At 60.8% G+C, this 18,604-nt stretch carries 22 protein-coding genes and 1 pseudogene; 15 read left to right on the forward strand and 8 right to left on the reverse strand.

The window, feature by feature from the left end:
- Positions 1-94: 94 nt before the first annotated feature.
- The 4 genes and pseudogenes from mlaE to H0V34_07635 form a co-directional block, all read right to left on the reverse strand.
- Positions 95-880, reverse strand: coding sequence for a lipid asymmetry maintenance ABC transporter permease subunit MlaE (mlaE, locus tag H0V34_07620; protein ID MBA2491568.1), 786 nt, complete (start codon positions 878-880; stop codon positions 95-97).
- Between the two features lie 53 nt (positions 881-933).
- Positions 934-1,752, reverse strand: a complete 819-nt coding sequence (locus H0V34_07625) for an ATP-binding cassette domain-containing protein (protein ID MBA2491569.1) — start codon at positions 1,750-1,752, stop codon at positions 934-936.
- Between the two features lie 185 nt (positions 1,753-1,937).
- Positions 1,938-2,147 (reverse strand): diguanylate cyclase, encoded by a 210-nt coding sequence (locus H0V34_07630; protein ID MBA2491570.1) that lies wholly within the window; start codon positions 2,145-2,147, stop codon positions 1,938-1,940.
- An 84-nt stretch (positions 2,148-2,231) separates the two neighbouring features.
- Positions 2,232-2,470, reverse strand: a pseudogene (locus H0V34_07635) (circadian clock protein KaiB).
- Between the two features lie 252 nt (positions 2,471-2,722).
- Between H0V34_07635 and H0V34_07640 the strand changes: the two are divergent.
- The 12 genes from H0V34_07640 (at position 2,723) to mgtE (ending at position 12,707) form a co-directional block, all read left to right on the forward strand.
- A complete protein-coding gene (locus tag H0V34_07640; GenBank protein MBA2491571.1) occupies positions 2,723-3,700 on the forward strand; it encodes a KpsF/GutQ family sugar-phosphate isomerase in 978 nt (325 codons plus the stop codon).
- A gap of 3 nt (positions 3,701-3,703) precedes the next feature.
- Positions 3,704-4,231, forward strand: coding sequence for a 3-deoxy-manno-octulosonate-8-phosphatase KdsC (gene kdsC / locus H0V34_07645; protein MBA2491572.1), 528 nt, complete (start codon positions 3,704-3,706; stop codon positions 4,229-4,231).
- Positions 4,228-4,788, forward strand: a complete 561-nt coding sequence (lptC, locus tag H0V34_07650) for an LPS export ABC transporter periplasmic protein LptC (GenBank protein ID MBA2491573.1) — start codon at positions 4,228-4,230, stop codon at positions 4,786-4,788. The genes kdsC and lptC overlap by 4 nt, the downstream gene beginning before the upstream one ends.
- A complete protein-coding gene (locus H0V34_07655) occupies positions 4,778-5,374 on the forward strand; it encodes a lipopolysaccharide transport periplasmic protein LptA (GenBank protein ID MBA2491574.1) in 597 nt (198 codons plus the stop codon). The genes lptC and H0V34_07655 overlap by 11 nt, the downstream gene beginning before the upstream one ends.
- The gene (lptB, locus tag H0V34_07660; GenBank protein MBA2491575.1) at positions 5,371-6,096 is read left to right on the forward strand and encodes an LPS export ABC transporter ATP-binding protein; all 726 of its coding nucleotides are present in this window, start codon (positions 5,371-5,373) and stop codon (positions 6,094-6,096) included. Before H0V34_07655 ends, lptB begins: the two co-directional genes overlap by 4 nt.
- A 248-nt stretch (positions 6,097-6,344) precedes the next feature.
- Entirely contained in the window at positions 6,345-7,814 is a 1,470-nt protein-coding gene (locus tag H0V34_07665) for an RNA polymerase factor sigma-54 (protein MBA2491576.1), read from the forward strand.
- A 125-nt stretch (positions 7,815-7,939) separates the two neighbouring features.
- A complete protein-coding gene (gene raiA, locus H0V34_07670; protein MBA2491577.1) occupies positions 7,940-8,260 on the forward strand; it encodes a ribosome-associated translation inhibitor RaiA in 321 nt (106 codons plus the stop codon).
- A gap of 178 nt (positions 8,261-8,438) precedes the next feature.
- Positions 8,439-9,362, forward strand: coding sequence for an HPr(Ser) kinase/phosphatase (gene hprK / locus H0V34_07675; GenBank protein MBA2491578.1), 924 nt, complete (start codon positions 8,439-8,441; stop codon positions 9,360-9,362).
- A gap of 56 nt (positions 9,363-9,418) precedes the next feature.
- Positions 9,419-10,279, forward strand: a complete 861-nt coding sequence (rapZ, locus tag H0V34_07680; protein MBA2491579.1) for an RNase adapter RapZ — start codon at positions 9,419-9,421, stop codon at positions 10,277-10,279.
- Between the two features lie 87 nt (positions 10,280-10,366).
- Positions 10,367-10,777, forward strand: coding sequence for a PTS fructose transporter subunit IIA (locus tag H0V34_07685; protein ID MBA2491580.1), 411 nt, complete (start codon positions 10,367-10,369; stop codon positions 10,775-10,777).
- Entirely contained in the window at positions 10,767-11,036 is a 270-nt protein-coding gene (locus H0V34_07690) for an HPr family phosphocarrier protein (GenBank protein MBA2491581.1), read from the forward strand. The genes H0V34_07685 and H0V34_07690 overlap by 11 nt, the downstream gene beginning before the upstream one ends.
- A 312-nt stretch (positions 11,037-11,348) precedes the next feature.
- On the forward strand, positions 11,349-12,707 hold the full coding sequence (gene mgtE, locus H0V34_07695) for a magnesium transporter (protein MBA2491582.1): 1,359 nt from the start codon (positions 11,349-11,351) through the stop codon (positions 12,705-12,707).
- A gap of 72 nt (positions 12,708-12,779) precedes the next feature.
- On the opposite strand, the gene cysQ is transcribed toward mgtE, so the two are convergent.
- The 3 genes from cysQ to H0V34_07710 form a co-directional block, all read right to left on the reverse strand.
- Entirely contained in the window at positions 12,780-13,586 is an 807-nt protein-coding gene (gene cysQ, locus H0V34_07700; protein ID MBA2491583.1) for a 3'(2'),5'-bisphosphate nucleotidase CysQ, read from the reverse strand.
- A gap of 87 nt (positions 13,587-13,673) precedes the next feature.
- Entirely contained in the window at positions 13,674-14,090 is a 417-nt protein-coding gene (locus tag H0V34_07705; GenBank protein MBA2491584.1) for a YkgJ family cysteine cluster protein, read from the reverse strand.
- Positions 14,091-14,117: 27 nt separating this feature from the next.
- Entirely contained in the window at positions 14,118-14,903 is a 786-nt protein-coding gene (locus H0V34_07710; GenBank protein MBA2491585.1) for an NRDE family protein, read from the reverse strand.
- A 135-nt stretch (positions 14,904-15,038) separates the two neighbouring features.
- Between H0V34_07710 and H0V34_07715 the strand changes: the two genes are divergently transcribed.
- From H0V34_07715 to H0V34_07725, 3 genes are all read left to right on the forward strand, one after another.
- Positions 15,039-16,949 carry an FTR1 family protein gene (locus H0V34_07715; protein MBA2491586.1) on the forward strand — a complete coding sequence of 637 codons (1,911 nt, stop codon included), beginning with the start codon at positions 15,039-15,041 and terminating at the stop codon, positions 16,947-16,949.
- 196 nt (positions 16,950-17,145) lie between these two features.
- Positions 17,146-17,451, forward strand: coding sequence for a heat shock protein HspQ (hspQ, locus tag H0V34_07720; protein ID MBA2491587.1), 306 nt, complete (start codon positions 17,146-17,148; stop codon positions 17,449-17,451).
- A 176-nt stretch (positions 17,452-17,627) separates the two neighbouring features.
- Positions 17,628-17,960: a TerB family tellurite resistance protein gene (locus tag H0V34_07725; protein MBA2491588.1), complete on the forward strand. Its 333-nt coding sequence runs from the start codon at positions 17,628-17,630 to the stop codon at positions 17,958-17,960.
- Between the two features lie 67 nt (positions 17,961-18,027).
- On the opposite strand, the gene H0V34_07730 is transcribed toward H0V34_07725, so the two are convergent.
- Positions 18,028-18,372 (reverse strand): HU family DNA-binding protein, encoded by a 345-nt coding sequence (locus H0V34_07730; GenBank protein MBA2491589.1) that lies wholly within the window; start codon positions 18,370-18,372, stop codon positions 18,028-18,030.
- Positions 18,373-18,604 lie beyond the last annotated feature (232 nt).

Below are 18,604 nucleotides of genomic sequence, written 5' to 3' on the forward strand. Positions count from 1 at the left end.
GAACACGCCAACCAATATCTCTAGCGAACGCTTCATCATCATATATCCCGGGCGGTATGTGGAATCGGTTTGTGGTCCGGTGTCAGGGCGAGCATCATGCCGGATCGCCGAACATCAGCGCGGTCAGGATGAAATCCAGCCCCAGCACCGCCAGCGCCGTATGGACTACCGTGCGCGTGGTGGCGCGGCTGACGCCCTCCGACGTGGGCACGGCGTCGTATCCCTCGAAAACCGCGATCCAGGCGGCGACGAATCCGAACGCGACGCTCTTGATCACCCCGTTTACGATATCGGCGTTGAGATCCACTGCGGCCTGCATCTGCGACCAGTACGACCCCGCATCGACCCCCAGCAGGCCGACGCCTACGAACATGCCGCCGTATACGCCGATCGCGCTGAAGATGGCGGCCAGCAGCGGCATGGCAATGAAAGCCGCCAGGAAGCGCGGCGCCACGACTCTTCTGATCGGATCCACGGCCATCATTTCCATTGCGGACAACTGTTCGGTGGCTTTCATGAGCCCGATCTCGGCAGTCAGCGCCGAACCCGCGCGCCCCGCGAATAACAGCGCGGTGACCACGGGTCCCAGCTCTCGCACCAGCGACAGCGCCACTACTACGCCCAGCGAGTTCTCCGCGCCGAAGGTGGACAACGTGACATAGCCTTGCAGGCCCAGCACCATGCCCACGAACAGGCCGGAGACGAGGATAATCAGAAACGACAGCACGCCGACCGAATACAGCTCGCGCACCACTAGCCCAGGACGCGTTACCACACTGCCCAGACTGGCCAGCACGCGCAACAGAAAAATATGACCGCGACCGAGCCGCTCGAATACGTTCAGCCCCCAGCGGCCGAGACTCGCGATTGTGTCTACCATGTGGTGTTCAAATCAAGGCGGACGACTGTTTGCAAAGGACTATCCATGACGTGTCAGCGCCCGCTCAGCAGGTCTTGCGCGTATTCGCGTGCCGTATAGTGAAATGGCATGGGACCATCCGGGCGACCATGCAGGAACTGTTGCACCCAGTCCGATGTGCTGTTGCGCAAAGAATCCGCCTCGCCGGCCTCGATGACCCGCCCTTCCGCGATGACATAAATATAATCCGCAATCCCTAAGGTCTCCTCCACGTCGTGGGACACGACCACGCTGGTCAGCCCCAGAGTCTGGCTGAGCTGCTTGATGAGCGTGACGATGGTGCCCTTGGTAATCGGATCCAGGCCAGTGAATGGCTCATCGTACATAATCATCATCGGGTCCAGCACCACCGCGCGGGCCAGCGCCACCCTCCGCGCCATACCGCCCGACAGCTCGCTCGGCATCATGCCGCGCGCGCCGCGCAAGCCCACGGCTTCGAGCTTGATCAGCACCAGGTCGCGCACCAGCTCTTCGGGCAATTTTGTGTGCTCGCGCAGCGGATAGGCGACGTTCTCGAACACGTTGAGGTCGGTCAGCAGCGCGCCGGTCTGAAACAGCATGCCCATGCGCTTGCGCAGTTCGTACAGCGCGCCGCGGCGCAATTTATGCACGTTCTGCCCGTCCACGTGCACGGCGCCTCGCGATGGCCTGAGTTGCCCGCCGATAAGCCTCAGCAAGGTAGTCTTGCCGGTGCCGCTGGGACCCATAAGCGCGGTGATCTTGCCGTGCGCGATGTCGAGGCTCAGATCATTGAAGATCGGCCGGTCGCCCCGCGCAAAATGCAGATTGCGCACAGCCACCAGCGGCTCTTGCGGAATGGGTTGCTGCTCGATGATCGACTCCAGGCAAAACTAAAGTGTGCGTGGGCTAAAGCTTAAGGGGAAAAGAAAAGCGTGGATGATATACGTTAACGCGCCTTAAACGAAGTTTTTGCGCCTGACCAGTAAGATGCGTACGGGCAGGCTCAGCGCCTTCGTCGCGGCACTGTGCGATGGCGCGCGAACCTTACCCCAGCCGGTTACTTCGCGCGGGTGTCATCGATTTCGCATGCATACTCGCGGTATGTGTTGCCACCGGACTGCTTGGCGAGATACATCGCGGAATCCGCGGCGGAGAGCAGTTCGTCTGCGGTTGCCCCGCCTTCTGGATACACGGCGATACCGATGCTGACAGAGACCTGGAGCGGCCCGCCGGCCAGCTCGAATGGCTCGGCAAGCAGTTTCAGCATACGCTGCGCCATAAGCACCTCGTCGCCCGCGGTAGGTCTTCCGCCATTAGGGTAAACTCGTCGCCACCCAGCCGGCCCACGAACTCACCTGTCCGGCAGAAGCCGATCGCGATTGCTCAGATCGCCGATGATTTTGCGCTGCGGCTCCGGCGTCAGGTGGGCGTGGCGATAATGCGGGCCTCTTCGGCGAGTTCCGGTCGCTTGAGCAGGTCCACCACCTCAAACTCGCACCAGCCTTGCAACTCCCCCTGGCAGAGCTTGCGAACGTTTTTCTGCGCGAGCGTCGAGGCGGGTGAATGTCCGGTGACCGCAAGTCGCAGCAAGTATTTTGCGGTTTTTTTGGATCATAGTTCTTCGACCGTGGCGGGGGTAACAACGGGCTGTGGTTCGCGTTCAACCGGACGGCGGCGTGCATAATCTTGGGCCTTAGCATCGGCGGCGCGTGCGGTATACTCCGCTGGATTGCGAACGACCGATCCACGATCACCACTTCATTTGCCCCGGCGCGCCCGCGGTCACCCGAACGAACTGGCGCATTGTGTGGCAACTTTACCAACATCATGGCTATCGACATCATGGCTATCGATCCGGGACAAATCAGCGCGCTGGCAATGGCGGTAATCGAGACCGAGGCTGCCGCGATCACCGCACTCGCCGCCCGCGTCGACGTTGAATTCATCCGCGCCTGCGAATATCTGCTGGCCTGCGACGGCCGAATCGTGGTCATGGGCATGGGAAAATCGGGGCACATCGGTGGCAAGATCGCGGCGACTTTCGCCAGTACAGGCAGCCCGGCGTTTTACGTGCATCCCGGTGAGGCGAGCCACGGCGATCTGGGCATGATCACGGCGAAAGACGTAGTCGTCGCCCTGTCCAGTTCCGGCGAGACCGATGAGTTGCTGCTACTCTTGCCGCTGATCAAACGACTGGGCGCGCCATTGATTGCCCTGACTGGCAATCCGGCTTCCACCTTGGCGCGCGAGGCGACGGTCAATCTGGACGTAAGCGTCGCAAAAGAAGCGTGTCCGTTAGGTCTGGCGCCCACCTCCAGCACCACCGCGCTGCTGGTCATGGGCGACGCGCTTGCCATCGCACTGTTGCAGGCGCGCGGTTTCAGCGCCGATGATTTTGCGCGCTCACATCCGGCCGGACGACTGGGCCGGCGCCTGCTGCTGCACGTGGGCGACATCATGCAGACGGGCGAGCGGGTGCCGGCGGTGACGGAGTCGACGTTGCTCGCCGACGCGCTGATCGAGATTACGCGCAAGGGACTGGGCATGACCGCCGTGGTCGACGCGGAAAAGCGCGTAATCGGTATTTATACGGACGGCGATCTGCGCCGCACCCTGGACCGCGCCATCGATATCCGCGCGACACGCATTGGCGAAGTCATGACCGAAGGCGCCAAGACGGCGCGGTCCGAACAGCTTGCCGCCGAATTATTGAAAACCATGCAGGATCACAAGATCAACTCGCTGCCGGTGGTGGACGAGCGCGGTGTCCTGGTGGGCGCACTGAACATGCACGATTTGTTGCGCGCCGGCGTATTATAAAGGATGGACGACGACGTCATGCGGCGCGCCGCGAGTATCAAACTGGCCGTGTTCGATGTGGACGGCGTGCTGACCGACGGCGCGCTCTTGTTTGGCGATGACGGACAGGAATACAAGGCGTTCAACGTGAAGGACGGCCACGGCCTGCGGATGCTGCAGCATTATGGCGTCGTCGTCGCCATCATCACCGGCCGCGAGTCGAAGGCCGTCACCCGGCGCATGGCGGACCTTGGCATCGAACACGTCGTACAGGGAAAAGCTGACAAGCTGCCGGCGTTCCAAAAGCTGCTGAATAGTCTGAATATTGTGGCGGCACAGAGCGCATACGTGGGCGACGACGTGGTCGATATCCCCGTGTTGCGGCGCGCAGGTCTTGGCATTGCGGTGCAGGACGCGCATCCCCTGGTTAGCCGTTACGCGCACTGGGTGACGCCGAGCCCGGGCGGCCACGGCGCGGCGCGCGAGGTCTGCGAACTGATTCTTGAGGCGCAAGGCAAGCTGGATACGGCCATGAAACATTACCTGACATGATGCTGCGTCTGCTGCTGCTGCTCGCGTTGATCGGAGTCACGGTAGGGGTGAGCGACTGGCTGCGCGGCCTGCAGGAGGAACTGCAACGCGTGCCGGCGGTCGCGGAGCCGCGCGCGCCAGATTTCGCCTTCACCGACGTGCTGCTCACCATGATGGGCGTGGACGGCGCGCCGAAATACCGCATTGAGGCACCACGCATGGTGCACTTTCCGGTTAACGACAACTCGGCCCTTGTGTCACCCGATGTCTGGTTTTTCCGTGACGACGGCCCACCCGTGGAGCTGCGCGCCGAGCGCGCGCGGGTGACGGCCAGGGGTGAGCGGATCTGGCTGCCGGGCGCGGTCGACATCGAGCGTCCGCCGCACGACGCGCGCGCGCGGCTCACTGTGAAAACCCGAGACGTCACGGTGTTCCCCGATCCCCAACTGGCGCGCACCAGGGCGCCGGTGAAAGCCACCAATGAAGCGCAGCGGCTGGAAGGAGTGGGCATGCGGCTGGATCTGGCCGCCGGGACCCTGGCTCTGAGATCGCGGGTGCGAGGGCGATATGTGCCGTAGTACCGCCCATCTGGCGCTGATGCTGTTGCTGGCGATACCGCAGTTGAGCCTCGCTCAGCAGGCCGATTCCGCGTTGCCCATCGAGATCGAGGCGGATCGCGCCGATCTTAACGAAGTAACCGGCGTCGGCGTCTATCGTGGCGATGTGCGCGTCACGCAAGGCAGCATGGTGCTTAACGCGGACACGATGACAGTCATCACGGCGGGCAGGCGCCTGCAAAAAATCATCGCCGAAGGCGACAAGAGCACCTTTCGTCAGACCTTCCCCGGCGACAATGCGCCCGCCGCCGACGATCCCGGAGAGAATGAGCCCGGAGAGAATGCACCCGAAGAAAACGGACCCGGCGAAAATGCATTATACGCCGAGGCCTTGCGCATGGAGTACGAGCCGGGTAAACATCGCATCACATTGCTTGGGGAGGCGTTTTTGCGTCGGGCGAAGAACGATTTTGCGGCGACTAGAATCGTTTATGACATCCGGCGGCGCGTGGTGGACGCCGACAATCCCGACGGGGCCGGGCGCGTACAAATGACCTTGGTGCCCGAGGATGCAAACGACGGCAATGACTCGCCCGCCGCACGATGAGCGAACTGCGCGCGCGCGATCTTGCCAAGAACTACAAGGGTCGGCAGGTCGTCGATGGCGTGTCGCTGCATGTGGTCAGCGGCGAAGTGGTGGGTCTGCTTGGCCCCAACGGCGCCGGCAAGACCACCTGCTTCTACATGATGGTGGGCCTGGTGCGCTGTGATCGCGGCGCGATCACGCTGGATAAACACGACGTTGCGCGCGCGCCCATGCATGCGCGCGCGCGCGCGGGTATCGGCTATCTCCCGCAGGAGGCGTCGGTGTTCCGCAAGCTCACTGTGGCGGACAATCTAAATGTCGTGCTGCAGGCGCGTCGCGGTCTGAACCGCCGCCAACGCGCGCGGCATCTGGAGCGGCTGCTCGACGATTTGCAGATCGCTCATATCGCCGGTAGTCTCGGTATCAGCCTCTCGGGCGGTGAGCGGCGGCGCGTGGAAATCGCCCGCGCGCTGGCGATGGAACCGGCCTTCATGCTGTTGGACGAACCCTTCGCCGGTGTCGACCCGATTGCGGTAATGGATATCCAGCGTATTATCGGGCATCTGACGGAACGCGGCATAGGTGTGCTGGTGACTGACCATAACGTACGCGAGACGTTAGGAATCTGCGCCCGGGCGTATATTCTGGGCGAAGGCAGGGTCATCGCCGAGGGCGCTCCACAGGACATTCTGGCCGATGCCCGCGTGCGCCAAATCTATCTGGGCGAGCACTTCCGCCTTTGACTTAGGCGTTACTATTGCGGTACGCGCGGCGCGAAACGCCGGCGCTGGGGCCGGCAGAGTCCGCGTATCAATATGGGAAGAATGCTGCCGGTGCCTTATACTTGAAGCCATGAAATTTTTCGAATCCGCAATCCGGTCGCGTCGCGCCGGACGCGCCCGGGCCGTCAGTCATGCTGTCAACCCTCGTAAACACTGTAGTAAACCCAGCGGTACGCAATAACTGCTGATCGCAATCGAGATTGTCGATGTTGAAACCTTCCATCCAGCTGCGCCTCGGTCAGCAACTGACCATGACGCCGCAACTGCAGCAGGCCATCCGCCTGTTGCAGTTATCCACACTGGAGCTACAGGCGGAGATTCAGCAGAATTTCGAGAACAACCCCATGTTGGAAACCGTCGAGGATGACGGCGAACCGGAGGGGGAGAGCAATCCGCCGAACGGCGATGCAACGTCGCCTGGCGACGCCGAAACGGCCGCGGCCAGTAACGACGACAGCATCCCGGCGCCCGCGGAAACGCCTGACGATCTACCGGTGGACAGCAGCTGGGATGACAGCTACGACACCTCCAGCCCCTATAACGGCGCGTCCGACGACGGCCGGGATATCTTCGAGAATCAGAGCGGCGCGCAGGAATCGCTGCGCGATCACCTGCTGTGGCAGATGCGGCTGACGCAGATGAGCGATACCGACCGGGCGATCGCGATGGCGTTGATTGACGCAATCGGCGACGACGGATATCTGGGCGAATCCTTAGAATCGATTCACGCCAATCTCGCGCTGGAGGCCGATATCGATCTGGACGAAGTAGAGGCCGTGCTGCATCTGGTGCAGCGTTTCGACCCGGTGGGTTCCGGCGCGCGCAGTCTGTCGGAATGTCTCGGCATCCAGTTGCAGCAGCTTGCCAGCGATACGCCCTGGCTCAAGGAGGCGCGGCAGCTCGTGACCGAGCATCTGGATTTGCTGGGAGCGCGTAATTACAAGCAGTTGTCGCGGCGTATGAAGCTCACCGAGCCTGAAGTGCACGAAGTCGCGGCGCTGATCCAGACGCTCAACCCACGCCCCGGATCGCGGATCAGTAGCCGCGCCCCGGAATACATAGTGCCGGACGTGAGCGTGTTCCGCTCGCAGGGGACGTGGAGAGTGGAGCTGAATGCAAACACGGCCCCGCGCATCCGCATCAACTCGATGTACGCGGGCCTGGTGAAACGCGCCGACAACAGCGCCGACAACACTTATATGCGCAACCAGTTGCAGGAGGCGCGCTGGTTTATCAAGAGTCTGCAGAGCCGCAACGAGACCCTGCTCAAGGTGGCGACGGCCATTGTGGCGCACCAGCGCGGTTTTCTCGAATATGGCGCGGAAGCCATGAAGCCGCTGGTGCTGAAAGACATCGCCGAGCGGCTGGAGATGCACGAATCGACCATCTCCAGGGTAACCACGCACAAATATATGCACACGCCGCGGGGCATCTTCGAGTTCAAGTATTTTTTCTCCAGCCACGTCGGCACCGCCGACGGCGGTGTGTGTTCGGCCACTGCCATCCGCGCCATGATCAAGACTTTAATCGCGCAGGAGCACGCTACCAAGCCCTTGAGTGACAGCAAGATCGCCGCCATGCTGGTCGTGAAAGGCATCAACGTGGCGCGGCGCACGGTGGCGAAGTACCGCGAGGCCATGTCCATTCCACCTTCCAATGAACGCAAACGCATGGCCTGATCACGTCCTGGCCGAGGGGTCGCGCCGGCAGATGAGATCGCTCGCCTTCCATGTGTTACCAGCGAGAGTGTTTTACCACTGACAGGTTTTACCAACAACAAGGTTCCTAACGACAGGGGGTTTACATGCAGATCAATCTCACCGGGCATCACGTAGACATCACCGGTGCGCTGCGCGAGTATGTGGCCGACAAATTCGAGCGCGTGGAGCGGCATTTTGACCAGGTCACCGATGCCCACGTCATACTGACGGTCGAGAAACTGCGCCACCGGGCGGAAGCGACGATGATGGTGAGCGGCAACCGCCTGTTCGCCGACGACGTCAAGGAAGATATGTACGCGGCGATCGACGGGCTGGTCGACAAGCTCGATCGGCAAATCGTCAAACATAAGGAGAAACTGAAAGATCATCATCGAGTGGAAGGGTCGCATCGCAACATGTCCTGAAATACTCTGTCCTCAATGGCGGATTCGCCTGATCGACGTCCGACACGCGTGAAACACGTACTCGACGATTTGCGCGCCACCGCAACATCCGCGGAAATGCTGACGCTGCTCGATTGTGAGGTCGCCGCTCTAGCGGCGTGAATGCTGACCGTGCGCCGTCGCCGCCGGGTAGACTGCCATGACCGAATCGCTGACTGTCCAAACCCTTTATGATGACCTGCTGGCGCGCCTGCGCCTGAAGTGGCTGGCCGGCAAGGGGGGCGGCGAGCGCGAGTTCGCCCAGCGCGGCAACCACGGCCTCATCGGGCATTTCAACCTCATCCACGCCAATCAGGCGCAGGTGCTCGGCAAGACGGAACTCAACTATCTCGCGAATCTGCGCAAAAACTGGCGTCAGGATGCCAGCGAGCAGTTGTTCGAGAACGACCCGGTGGTGATCCTGCTGGCCGACGAGTGCTCGCCGCCAGAGGAGTTCGTGCGGCTCGCGGATCGGTTCAATGTGCCGCTGCTGCAGTCGGCGATACCCAGCAACGACCTGATCAACGATCTGCGCTATTACTTTACGCACAAGCTGGCGGAACGCATCACGCTGCACGGTGTGTTTCTCGAAGTCTTGAGCATCGGCGTGCTGCTCACCGGCGACAGCGGCGTCGGCAAGAGCGAGCTGGCGCTGGAATTAATCTCCCGTGGCCATAGGCTGGTGGCGGATGATGCGCCGGAATTCGCGCGTATCGCGCCGGATATCGTCAACGGCAACTGTCCTTCGATCATTCAGGATTTTCTGGAGGTGCGGGGCCTGGGCGTGTTGAATATACGCGCCATGTACGGCGACAGTATCATCAAGAAGGGCAAGTACCTGCGTTTGATCATCGAGCTCAAGCATCTGCGGCAGGGTGACGCGGCGTTCGCGGATCGTCTGCGCGACCAGCAGCATACCCGCAACGTGCTGGGACTGGACATTCCGGTGTTTTCGCTGCCGGTGGCGCCAGGCCGCAACCTGGCGGTGCTGGTCGAAGCGGCCGTGCGCAACCACCTGTTACGGCTCAACGGGTATAATGCTGGCGAAGATCTGGCCGCCAGGCAGCGGCGGCTGATGACCTGATCGCTGACTTGCCGACCACGGCGGGCGCGATTCTTCGCACAACTAACAAGGTCTTGATGAAACTGCTAATCGTCAGCGGGCTATCCGGTTCGGGCAAAACGGTGGCGCTCCATACCCTGGAAGACGAAGATTTCTACTGCATCGATAATCTCCATATGGGCCTCCTGCCCGCGTTTGTCGAGCAGCTTGTGAGTCCCGGTCTGAAGCTCTACGACAAGGCCGCGGTCGGCATCGATGCGCGCAGCGGCGTCGATGATCTCGCGCGCTTTCCCGAGATTGTGGATGCGATCAAGTCCAGCGGGCTGGATGTGGAAGTGATTTTTTTGCAGGCCGCCATCGAGGTGCTCATCTCGCGTTTCAGCGAGACGCGGCGCAGGCACCCGCTCACGCGCAAGGGGATGCCGCTGGTGGAGGCGATACATCTGGAGCGCTCGCTGCTGGAGGCAATCGCGTCGCGAGCCGATCTGAGGATCGACACCACGCGCACGAATGTGCATCAGTTGCGCGCGCTGGTCAGCGAACGGGTGCGTACCAGCGCCAATTCCGCATTGTCGCTGCTGTTCCAGTCGTTCGGCTACAAGCATGGTGTTCCCACTGACTCGGATTTTGTGTTCGACGTGCGCTGCCTGCCCAATCCGCACTGGCAGCCGCAACTGCGTCCGTTGACGGGGCGCGATGCAAGAGTCGTCGAGTTTCTGTGCGGACACGCTGATACGGAGGCAATGTTTCTCGCGCTGCGGGATTTTCTGGCGCGCTGGGTGCCCCGCTTCGAGGCCGACAACCGCAGTTATCTGAGCGTATCGATAGGCTGCACGGGAGGACGTCACCGGTCGGTGTATCTGGTCGAACGCCTGGCTGATAATTTCAAGGAGTCGCGCTATGAAAATATCACGGTGCGCCATCGGGAACTGGACTGACGCTTAATGCGTGCGCCTCCGGATTACCATGCTCGTCGTACTATCCAGTGACTGCCCGGTGATTGTGTACACGGTTCCGGTATCAACATGACGGTAGGTTTGCTCATCATTACGCACGGCGGGGTCGGCGAACAGCTGCTCCAGACGGCGACCTCGGTGCTGGGGTTCTGCCCGCTGCAACCCGCACATCTGGCGGTGTCGCAACGGACCGACCCCGAGAGCGCGCTGCGCGAGGCACGCGAGCTCTGCGAAAATCTGAACTGCGGCGAGGGCGTACTGGTGCTGACCGATATGTACGGCTCCACACCAAGCAACATTGCCAACCGGCTGCTGGATCATCCACAAATTCAGGTCGTCGCCGGCATCAATCTGCCGATGCTGGTGCGTGTGCTGAACTATCCGAGTCTCAATCTTTATGAAATGGTCAACAAGGCGCTGAGCGGGGGGCACGATGGCATCCTGTTTTGTGAGCGCGAGGAAGAGCGACATGATCGCTAAGGAACTCACCATCATAAATAAACTCGGCATGCACGCACGGGCGGCCGCCAAGTTCGTCAATCTGGCGTCGAATTTCGAAAGCGAGGTCGAACTCGCGAAAGGCTCGCGCAAAGTCAACGGCAAAAGCATCATGGGCGTCATGATGCTGGCGGCGGGCAAGGGCAGCACCGTCACCCTGCACGCCGAAGGCAACGACGAAAACGAGGCCGTGCATCAGCTCGAAGCGCTGATCAACCGGCGCTTCGGCGAGGAAGAATAGCCGGCGAAAAAATTGAACGCCTCATTATTTTCAGGTGACCAGGGTGGACGTGTAGGAGCGCACTCATGCGCGCTGCTCATGTCTGACGCCGCACGCGGTTAAAACCGCTCCTACAAACAGGGCGGCGGGCTTTATCCATCCTTACCTGGCTTTCCCCAACGCAAGCACGGCTGATACTCGAAAAACGCACTTCGTTTACGACGGCGCATCTCGCACTCTAACCCACCTTGTTGTCGGCCTCCGCACTCGACTTCGTGGTGTCGCCTGCTACACTGCACGGCGCGAAAATCAGCACCAGAGGGGAACCCGATAATGGCGGAACCAGCGCCAGACAGACAGACAGACGATCATCTGGAGGCTCTGGCCGAGGCCCTGCGCGCGGGTACGCTCAAGCAGGCCCGCGGCATCGTCTCCGCGCTGCATCCGGCTGAGATCGCGCACCTGCTGGAATCGCTGCCGCCTTCGCAGCGCCGCATCGTGTGGGAGATGGTCGATCAGGACGATCACGGCGAGGTGCTGCTGCACGTCGGCGACGAGGTGCGCGCCGGTCTGATCGAGGCCATGGATCACGAGGCGCTGCTGTCCGCCACGGAAGGTCTGGATGTCGATGACCTCGCCGATCTGTTGCAGGATCTGCCCGATGCGGTCGCCCGTCAGGCGCTGGCCGGCATGGATCAGCAATACCGGCAGCGTCTGGAGGCCGTGCTGTCCTATGCGGAGGACACCGCCGGCGGTCTCATGAATACGGACACGGTGACCGTGCGCGCGAACGTCACACTGGATGTGGTGCTGCGTTATCTGCGCATGAAGAGCGACATCCCGGAACTGATCGACAGCCTGATCGTGGTCAATCGCTATGATCGTTATCTCGGCATCCTGCCACTTTCCGCCGTCGTCACCCGCGATCCCGCCCTGACAGTCGCCGAGGTAATGAACTACAGCGTGGAGGGCATTCTCGCGCAGACACCGGCTGCGCAGGTCGCGAAGATATTCGAGGACCGCGATCTGGTGTCGGCGCCGGTGATCGATGATCACGGCAAGCTGCTGGGGCGCATCACCATCGACGATGTGGTCGATGTCATCCGCGAGGAGGCCGAGCATTCGGTCATGAGCATGGCCGGTCTGACCGAAGAAGAGGACATCTTCGCGCCGATCGTCCCCTCGGTGCGCAGACGCTCCCTGTGGCTGGGCGTGAATCTGATTACCGCGTTTCTGGCCGCGTCTGTGGTCGGGCAGTTTCAGGGCACCATTGAAAAAGTCGTGGCGCTTGCTGTGCTGATGCCGATCGTCGCCAGCATGGGCGGTATCGCCGGCAACCAGATCCTGGCCCTGGTGATCCGCGGTCTGGCGCAGGGCCAGATAAGCAAACGCAACGCCCGCTTCCTGGCCAGTAAGGAACTCGCGGTCGGCGCATGCAACGGCGTTATCTTCGCCGTGCTGGTCGGGGCGGTCGCCTTGGCCTGGTTTGGCGACTGGCGGATAGGGGCGCTCATCGCCACCGCGATGATCATCAATCTGCTCTGCGCCGCGATGGCCGGCGTCGGCATCCCGTTGCTCCTGCGCCGCTTCGGCATCGACCCCGCGCTGGCGGCAACAGTGATAGTAACCACGGTTACCGACGTGATGGGTTTTTTCGCGTTCTTAGGGCTTGCGACGCTGACGCTGCTTTAGGCGAAGCGGTGCATAGCGGCGCGATTCCATACCTGGCGGGCGCGGCGACGACGCGGCGTGGGGGAGCGACAGCTAAAAATACTTCGCCCAGTTGTACTGAGGGTCTCCGATCACCACGAAATGGGGGTTGAGCAGCGAGTCCTTGGTGTTGTAACGCAGCTTGTTCATGTCGAGACCGTTGAGCACGCCGCCAGCTTCCTCGACCACGCATTGCGCGGCCGCGGTATCCCATTCGGAGGTCGGCCCGAAACGCGGATAGATGTCCACCATGCCCTCGGCGACCAGGCAGGATTTCAGCGCGCTGCCCATGCTGATGAGTTCGTGATCGCCCAGTTTGTCCAGAAACGCGGCCAGCGAATCGCCGGCGTGTGAACGACTGCCGGCCACGGTTGGTCGTTTGGGCGGCGGTTTGCGCGTCGCGATTGCTTTGGCTTGCGCGCCAGTTGCGGCCTTGAACGCGCCGTGCCCGCGGCAGGCGTAATAACTTAAATTCTTGGCCGGCGCCGCCACCACACCCAGCACCGCGTCGTGATCGTGAATCAACGCGATGTTGACGGTGAACTCGCCATTGCGCTTGATAAACTCGCGCGTGCCGTCCAGCGGATCGATCAGCCAGTACGTGTCCCAGGTCGCGCGGGCTTCGAACGGCAGCTGTTTGGACTCCTCGGACAATACGGGATATTGCGGTGTCGAGGCTTTTAAGCCGTTCTTGATGATGCGGTGCGCGGCCAGATCGGCGGCCGTCAGCGGCGACTTGTCTTGCTTGTCCTGCACGCTGAAGTCCTGATTGTAAATCTCCATGATCTTGTCGCCGGCGTCCCTGGCGAGCCGGTGGGCTGTGCTCAACAGCTCTTGCAGATTTACGATTTTCTCGTTCATTTCGATTTACGTTCCTCTTTCCTTGGATCGTGTAGCAAGGCTATAGCCGCGCGACGCGAGAACGGGCCGCACCGCGCGCTTCAATAATCATCCGCGCGCCCAGCGCCGGAAGCGCTTCTTGCAATAGGTCAGCAACGAGGCGTAATCCGTAAAGTACAACTCGAAGCCGTCTTCGGCGGGCGCGTCGTACTCGCAAAATTCGTTGGAATGTTCGCGGCAGATTTTGGGCCGAACGTCATAAATGCCACAGCGTCCGTCCGTCTGTAAATGGGCGCAACGCGAGTCCACAAGCAGAAACCAGCCGTCTTCATCCTTGTAGATACTGACATTGGCGTGGCTTACCTGCCATAACAGATGCTCGAAATCGAGTTTTGAGCGCGGGGCATCGATCTGCTGCGTGATATACGTGCAGCACTTTGAATTGGTGCAGAAGCCGCACTTGGTTTCCGGCGTGAATTGAGGCGGCGGCGCGACGCTCACCCTGATGTCCGCGAGTTTATTCATATCGTCGGTCCGTTGAAGACATGCAGTTTAGCAACTCGACTCGCCACTGTGTAATCTATCTCCGCTCAGCCGCCATTGCAGCGACCGGATCTCGCCACCCGGATGCGCGCGTTCGGTAATGCTGACGCTTCCGGCGCACGTGATCGTAAGCGCCGTGGAAGCGCGCGTGCCATAGGTCTCGCCATTGATAAAGATCGGGGATAGCTGGCGTTCCAGACGCGGGCCGACCCCGGTGTCAGGCAGTTCTTGTGTGTCGGCTGGCGCTGTGTCTGTCAACAGATCGAGCAGGAGCGCGGACGTGATGGTGTCCGCGCGGACCAGTTTGTTCAGCGCGCGCTTCGCGCGCCAGACCTTGGGCCAGGGCGTGTCCAGCAGGTGGTTGCTCACGCCATAAGTGCCAGGGCCCAAGTTGCGCACCGCGTTGTCAATGTTGCAAAAATAATAGAGTTCACGTTCATCGCCGGCCAGCAGGCTGAAGCCAGAGTATTGGCCGGCGCGCTCGCCCAGATTTTCCATGTACAAGCCGGGCGCTTCACGGCCGCGCAGGTAATCGGTCACCAGCCGGCCGCGTGACGGGGCGTGCTCGCGAACCGCGCGCGGATCGCGGTAATTGGTGACCGCGGCAAAGCGACCCTGCCGGGTGATCCCGAGCCAGGTGCCGCCGCCAACCTCGTCGCGCCCCGCGATGATGTCGGGCGCATCGCCCCACGCCCCGAGTCCGGCGGCAGGGCGCGCATAAAACTCGTCACGGTTGGCGGCCAGGATGAGCCGGTAGTCGCTGTGTTCGCGATACGAGAATGCGATCAGGCACATCGTCAATTAAGGCTTGCCGCCGTATTTATGGTCGCGAAGGTCATTCCGCAATGCTGGTCCTTCGATTTACAAATGATAATGATTATACTTCGCCCTCATCGATTCGCGGACTGTCCATGGTATGAAAAATTTGCTATGAAAAATGTCATCGCGCTGCTTCTGTTAATGGTGCCGGGACTGGCGCTCGCCGATGCCTCCGTGCAATACCTCATTCAGATGCAGGATTACGTCGGCGTCGATTATGGACAAGCGGTGGCGGATGGAAAAGTCGTCAATGCCGCGGAATACCGCGAAATGCGGGATCTCGCGGCGGGCATCGCGGCACAGACCGCAGCGTTAAACCCATCGCAGATCAAGCCGCGAATGCGCGCGCAGGCAAAGCATCTTGCGCGATTGATCGAGTCACGCGCGCCGGCAAGTGCAATCACCGCCGTTACGTCGTCAATGCGCGCGGCGGTCGTGCGTGAATACGGGGTAACGACCGTCCCGCAAAATCCGCCCGATTTCAAGCTGGCACACCGGCTTTATGCGCAGTCCTGCGCAGGGTGTCACGGCGCCAGCGGCCGGGGTGATGGTGTGATTGCCGCGGGGCTGGAACCGTCGCCGACCAACTTTCGCGATGCCGCGCGCTACCGTCAGCGCACGCTCTATGGTCTTTATAACACCATCTCCTTGGGTGTCGATGGCACCGCGATGCGTGCTTTTGAGGATCTTGGCGAACATGAGCGCTGGAGCCTGGCGTTCTACGTGGGACGCTTGGGCGCCACGGCCGCCGCGGTCGATCAAGGTGAACAAGGCTGGCACACGGGCGGGAGGCGATCGGCGCTGGCTGATCTGGAAACCTTGACGACGACCACCCCGGCCGATGCGCGACAGCAGTACGGTAAAAACGCCGCCGCGGTCATGGCACATCTGCGAGCACAACCGGACGACTTGTTCGGGCGCGGCGCCAGCCCACTGACATTCACGCGCCAGCAGCTACGCAGAAGCTTTTCGCTGTATCGTGACGGCGATGTCGGCGCGGCTTATCAGGTCGCGGTCACGGCTTACCTGGAGGGTTTCGAGCTGGTCGAGAGCGGGCTCGATACCGTCGACGGCGGACTGCGGGTCAGCATCGAAGACGCGATTACCCGCTATCGCAATCTGCTGCGCCAGCATGCGCCCGTTGACGTTGTACGCCAGCAAGTCGAAAGCCTGTACAGCCTGCTCGATGATGCGGGCAAGCGGCTGCGGGCGACGACAGTGACGGGCGGAGCAGCATTTGCGGCCGCGGTCATTATCCTGCTGCGGGAAGGTTTGGAGGCCTTACTCATCGTCGCTGCGCTGATGGCGTTTCTAGTCAAGACCGAGCGCCGCGATGGTTTGCCCTATCTGCATGCGGGCTGGGTCGTCGCGTTGGCGCTGGGCGTCGTTACCTGGATGGTTTCGGCGTACCTGATCAATATCAGCGGCGCGGGGCGCGAACTCACCGAAGGCATCGCCGCGCTGCTGGCCGCCTGCGTGCTGTTTTACTTAGGGTTCTGGATGCACGACAAGACGCACGCGCGGCAGTGGCAACAGTTTATCCGTGGCAGCGTGCAGAAGGCGCTGGGCCGGAGCACTCTGTGGGGTCTCGCGGGTCTGTCATTCATTGCCGTATATCGTGAGGTTTTCGAGACCGTATTGTTCTATCAGGCGTTGTGGGCGCAGACCGACGCCACAGGCCATGGTATGGCGCTGGCCGGCATGGGCGCGGCGGGGGTGACCCTGGCCATCGTGGCCTGGCTTATCCTGCATTACAGCGTGCGGCTGCCGCTGCGTCAGTTCTTCGCTGCCACAGGCGTTTTCATGTTTGTCCTGGCGGCAATACTCGCCGGCAACGGCGTGGCCGCTCTGCAGGAAGCAGGCAAGCTGCCCATCAGTGTCGTACCGTTCCCGCTTATCGAGATTCTCGGCATTTATCCCAATCTGCAAAGCCTGCTGGCGCAAGTAGCGCTGGTCGTGCTGGCGCTGCTGCTGATCTGGAACAGTAACTTGCGCCGCGCCGCCAGGGAAACAATCGCATGAGGGGGATTACGATCTTGCCAGTCCGGAGACGGTCGGCCGTGCACGCCATTACGCGGACAATCCAGGCTCAGGCTGTAGTGGGTTGAACTTGGCTGGCGCTGAGGTTTCCAATTATTGGATGTGTGGTGTCTGCCTCTGGTAAGCGCCGCGCAAAGCAATGACGCTAAGAACCCGCACAACAGTTTAAGGGAGCAGGATGGATACAGCAGCATTTTCGATCGGACAGGTCGTGCACCACAAAATGTTCGAGTATCGTGGCGTGATTTATGATGTCGATGCGATGTTCGATGGTACTGAAGAGTGGTATGAGCAGGTCGCGCGTTCGCGGCCGCCCAGAAACAAACCCTGGTATCGCGTACTCGTTGACGGTCAGAACATCCAAACCTATGTGGCCGAGCGTCATCTCGAAGCGGAGCCGGATGCAAACCCCGTCGATCACCCGCTCATCAAGAGGCTGTTCAGTCGGTTCGAAGCCGGTTCTTACGTAATGCCATATAGTTGACCGCGGGTTCGGGCCCTGATTGCGCGTTCATCGAGACAATAAAGTCCTTGCTGCCCATGCTCGATGCGCTGAAAGCGCTACTCAAACCTGGCGACGATGTAAGCGAGCCCTCGCCGCACACCTTGCAGATGGCGGCAGCCGCGCTGCTGCTTTAGGTTGGCCGCGCCGATTTCAGCCTGAGTGATGCGGAGCTGAAGGTAATCGCCGAGGCCATGAAACGGCGTTTTGCCTTTAGTGATGACGAGACCCAGGCGCTGGTCGATGCGGCGCTGGAGCAGGAAAGGGAGGCGGTATCGCTGCATCCGTTCGTCCGCCTGATCATCGAACATTTTTCCGCCGTGCAGAAACGCCGGATTATCGAAGATATGTGGGAGGTTGCGTACGCGGATCGCGAGCTCGACAAATACGAGGAAGCTCAGATTCGGAAAATCGCGGATCTGCTGTACGTGCCCCACAAGGATTTTATCCGCGCCAAGTTGCGGATATTGGAAACGGCCGGCAATAAGTAGGCTATCACCGGCCGCGACGGTGCTGTTGTTGATCCCCCCGATCGACGCAGCGCCTTAACCGCTGCCGTCAGACCATATCTTTCAGGGCTTTGAGCGGCTGAATCTTAACGGCCTTGCGCGCCGGCTTGGCCTTGAATACGGTTTCTTCTCCAGTGAACGGGTTAGTACCCTTGCGCGCCTTGGTGGCGGGTTTCTTGACGACCTTTATCTTCATCAGGCCCGGCAGATTGAAAAGCCCCACGCCGCGCGCTTTCAAACTTCTCCCTATAAGATCCTGTAGCGAATCCAGCACGGCGCCAGCCTGTTTGCGACTAATACCCGTGTCGTCGGCGATGTGATTCAGAATTTCTGATTTGGTTGGCGGTTTTTTTACGGCATTGACGGAACTCGCGGCGTTTTGTTTGGTAGCCATGGATTGCTCCTTAACACTCTAGTTGGACGGGAACGCAACAGGTACAACGCTATTCTTCGATGCCGATTTTTCAGCATCGGTCTTTTTGAGATTGATTTTTTAGCAAGGTGGGTTCAAGTTCCTAATGCAACAGTTCGTTGAAAGTTTCAAAGGGTGTTTTCCAGTTCAGCACTTTTCTGGGACGGCCGTTGAGCAGTTGCTGAACCCGTTTGATTTGATAGTGACTGACCTG

The sequence above is a fragment of the Gammaproteobacteria bacterium genome, from assembly GCA_013696315.1.
Lineage (GTDB): Bacteria > Pseudomonadota > Gammaproteobacteria > JACCYU01 > JACCYU01 > JACCYU01.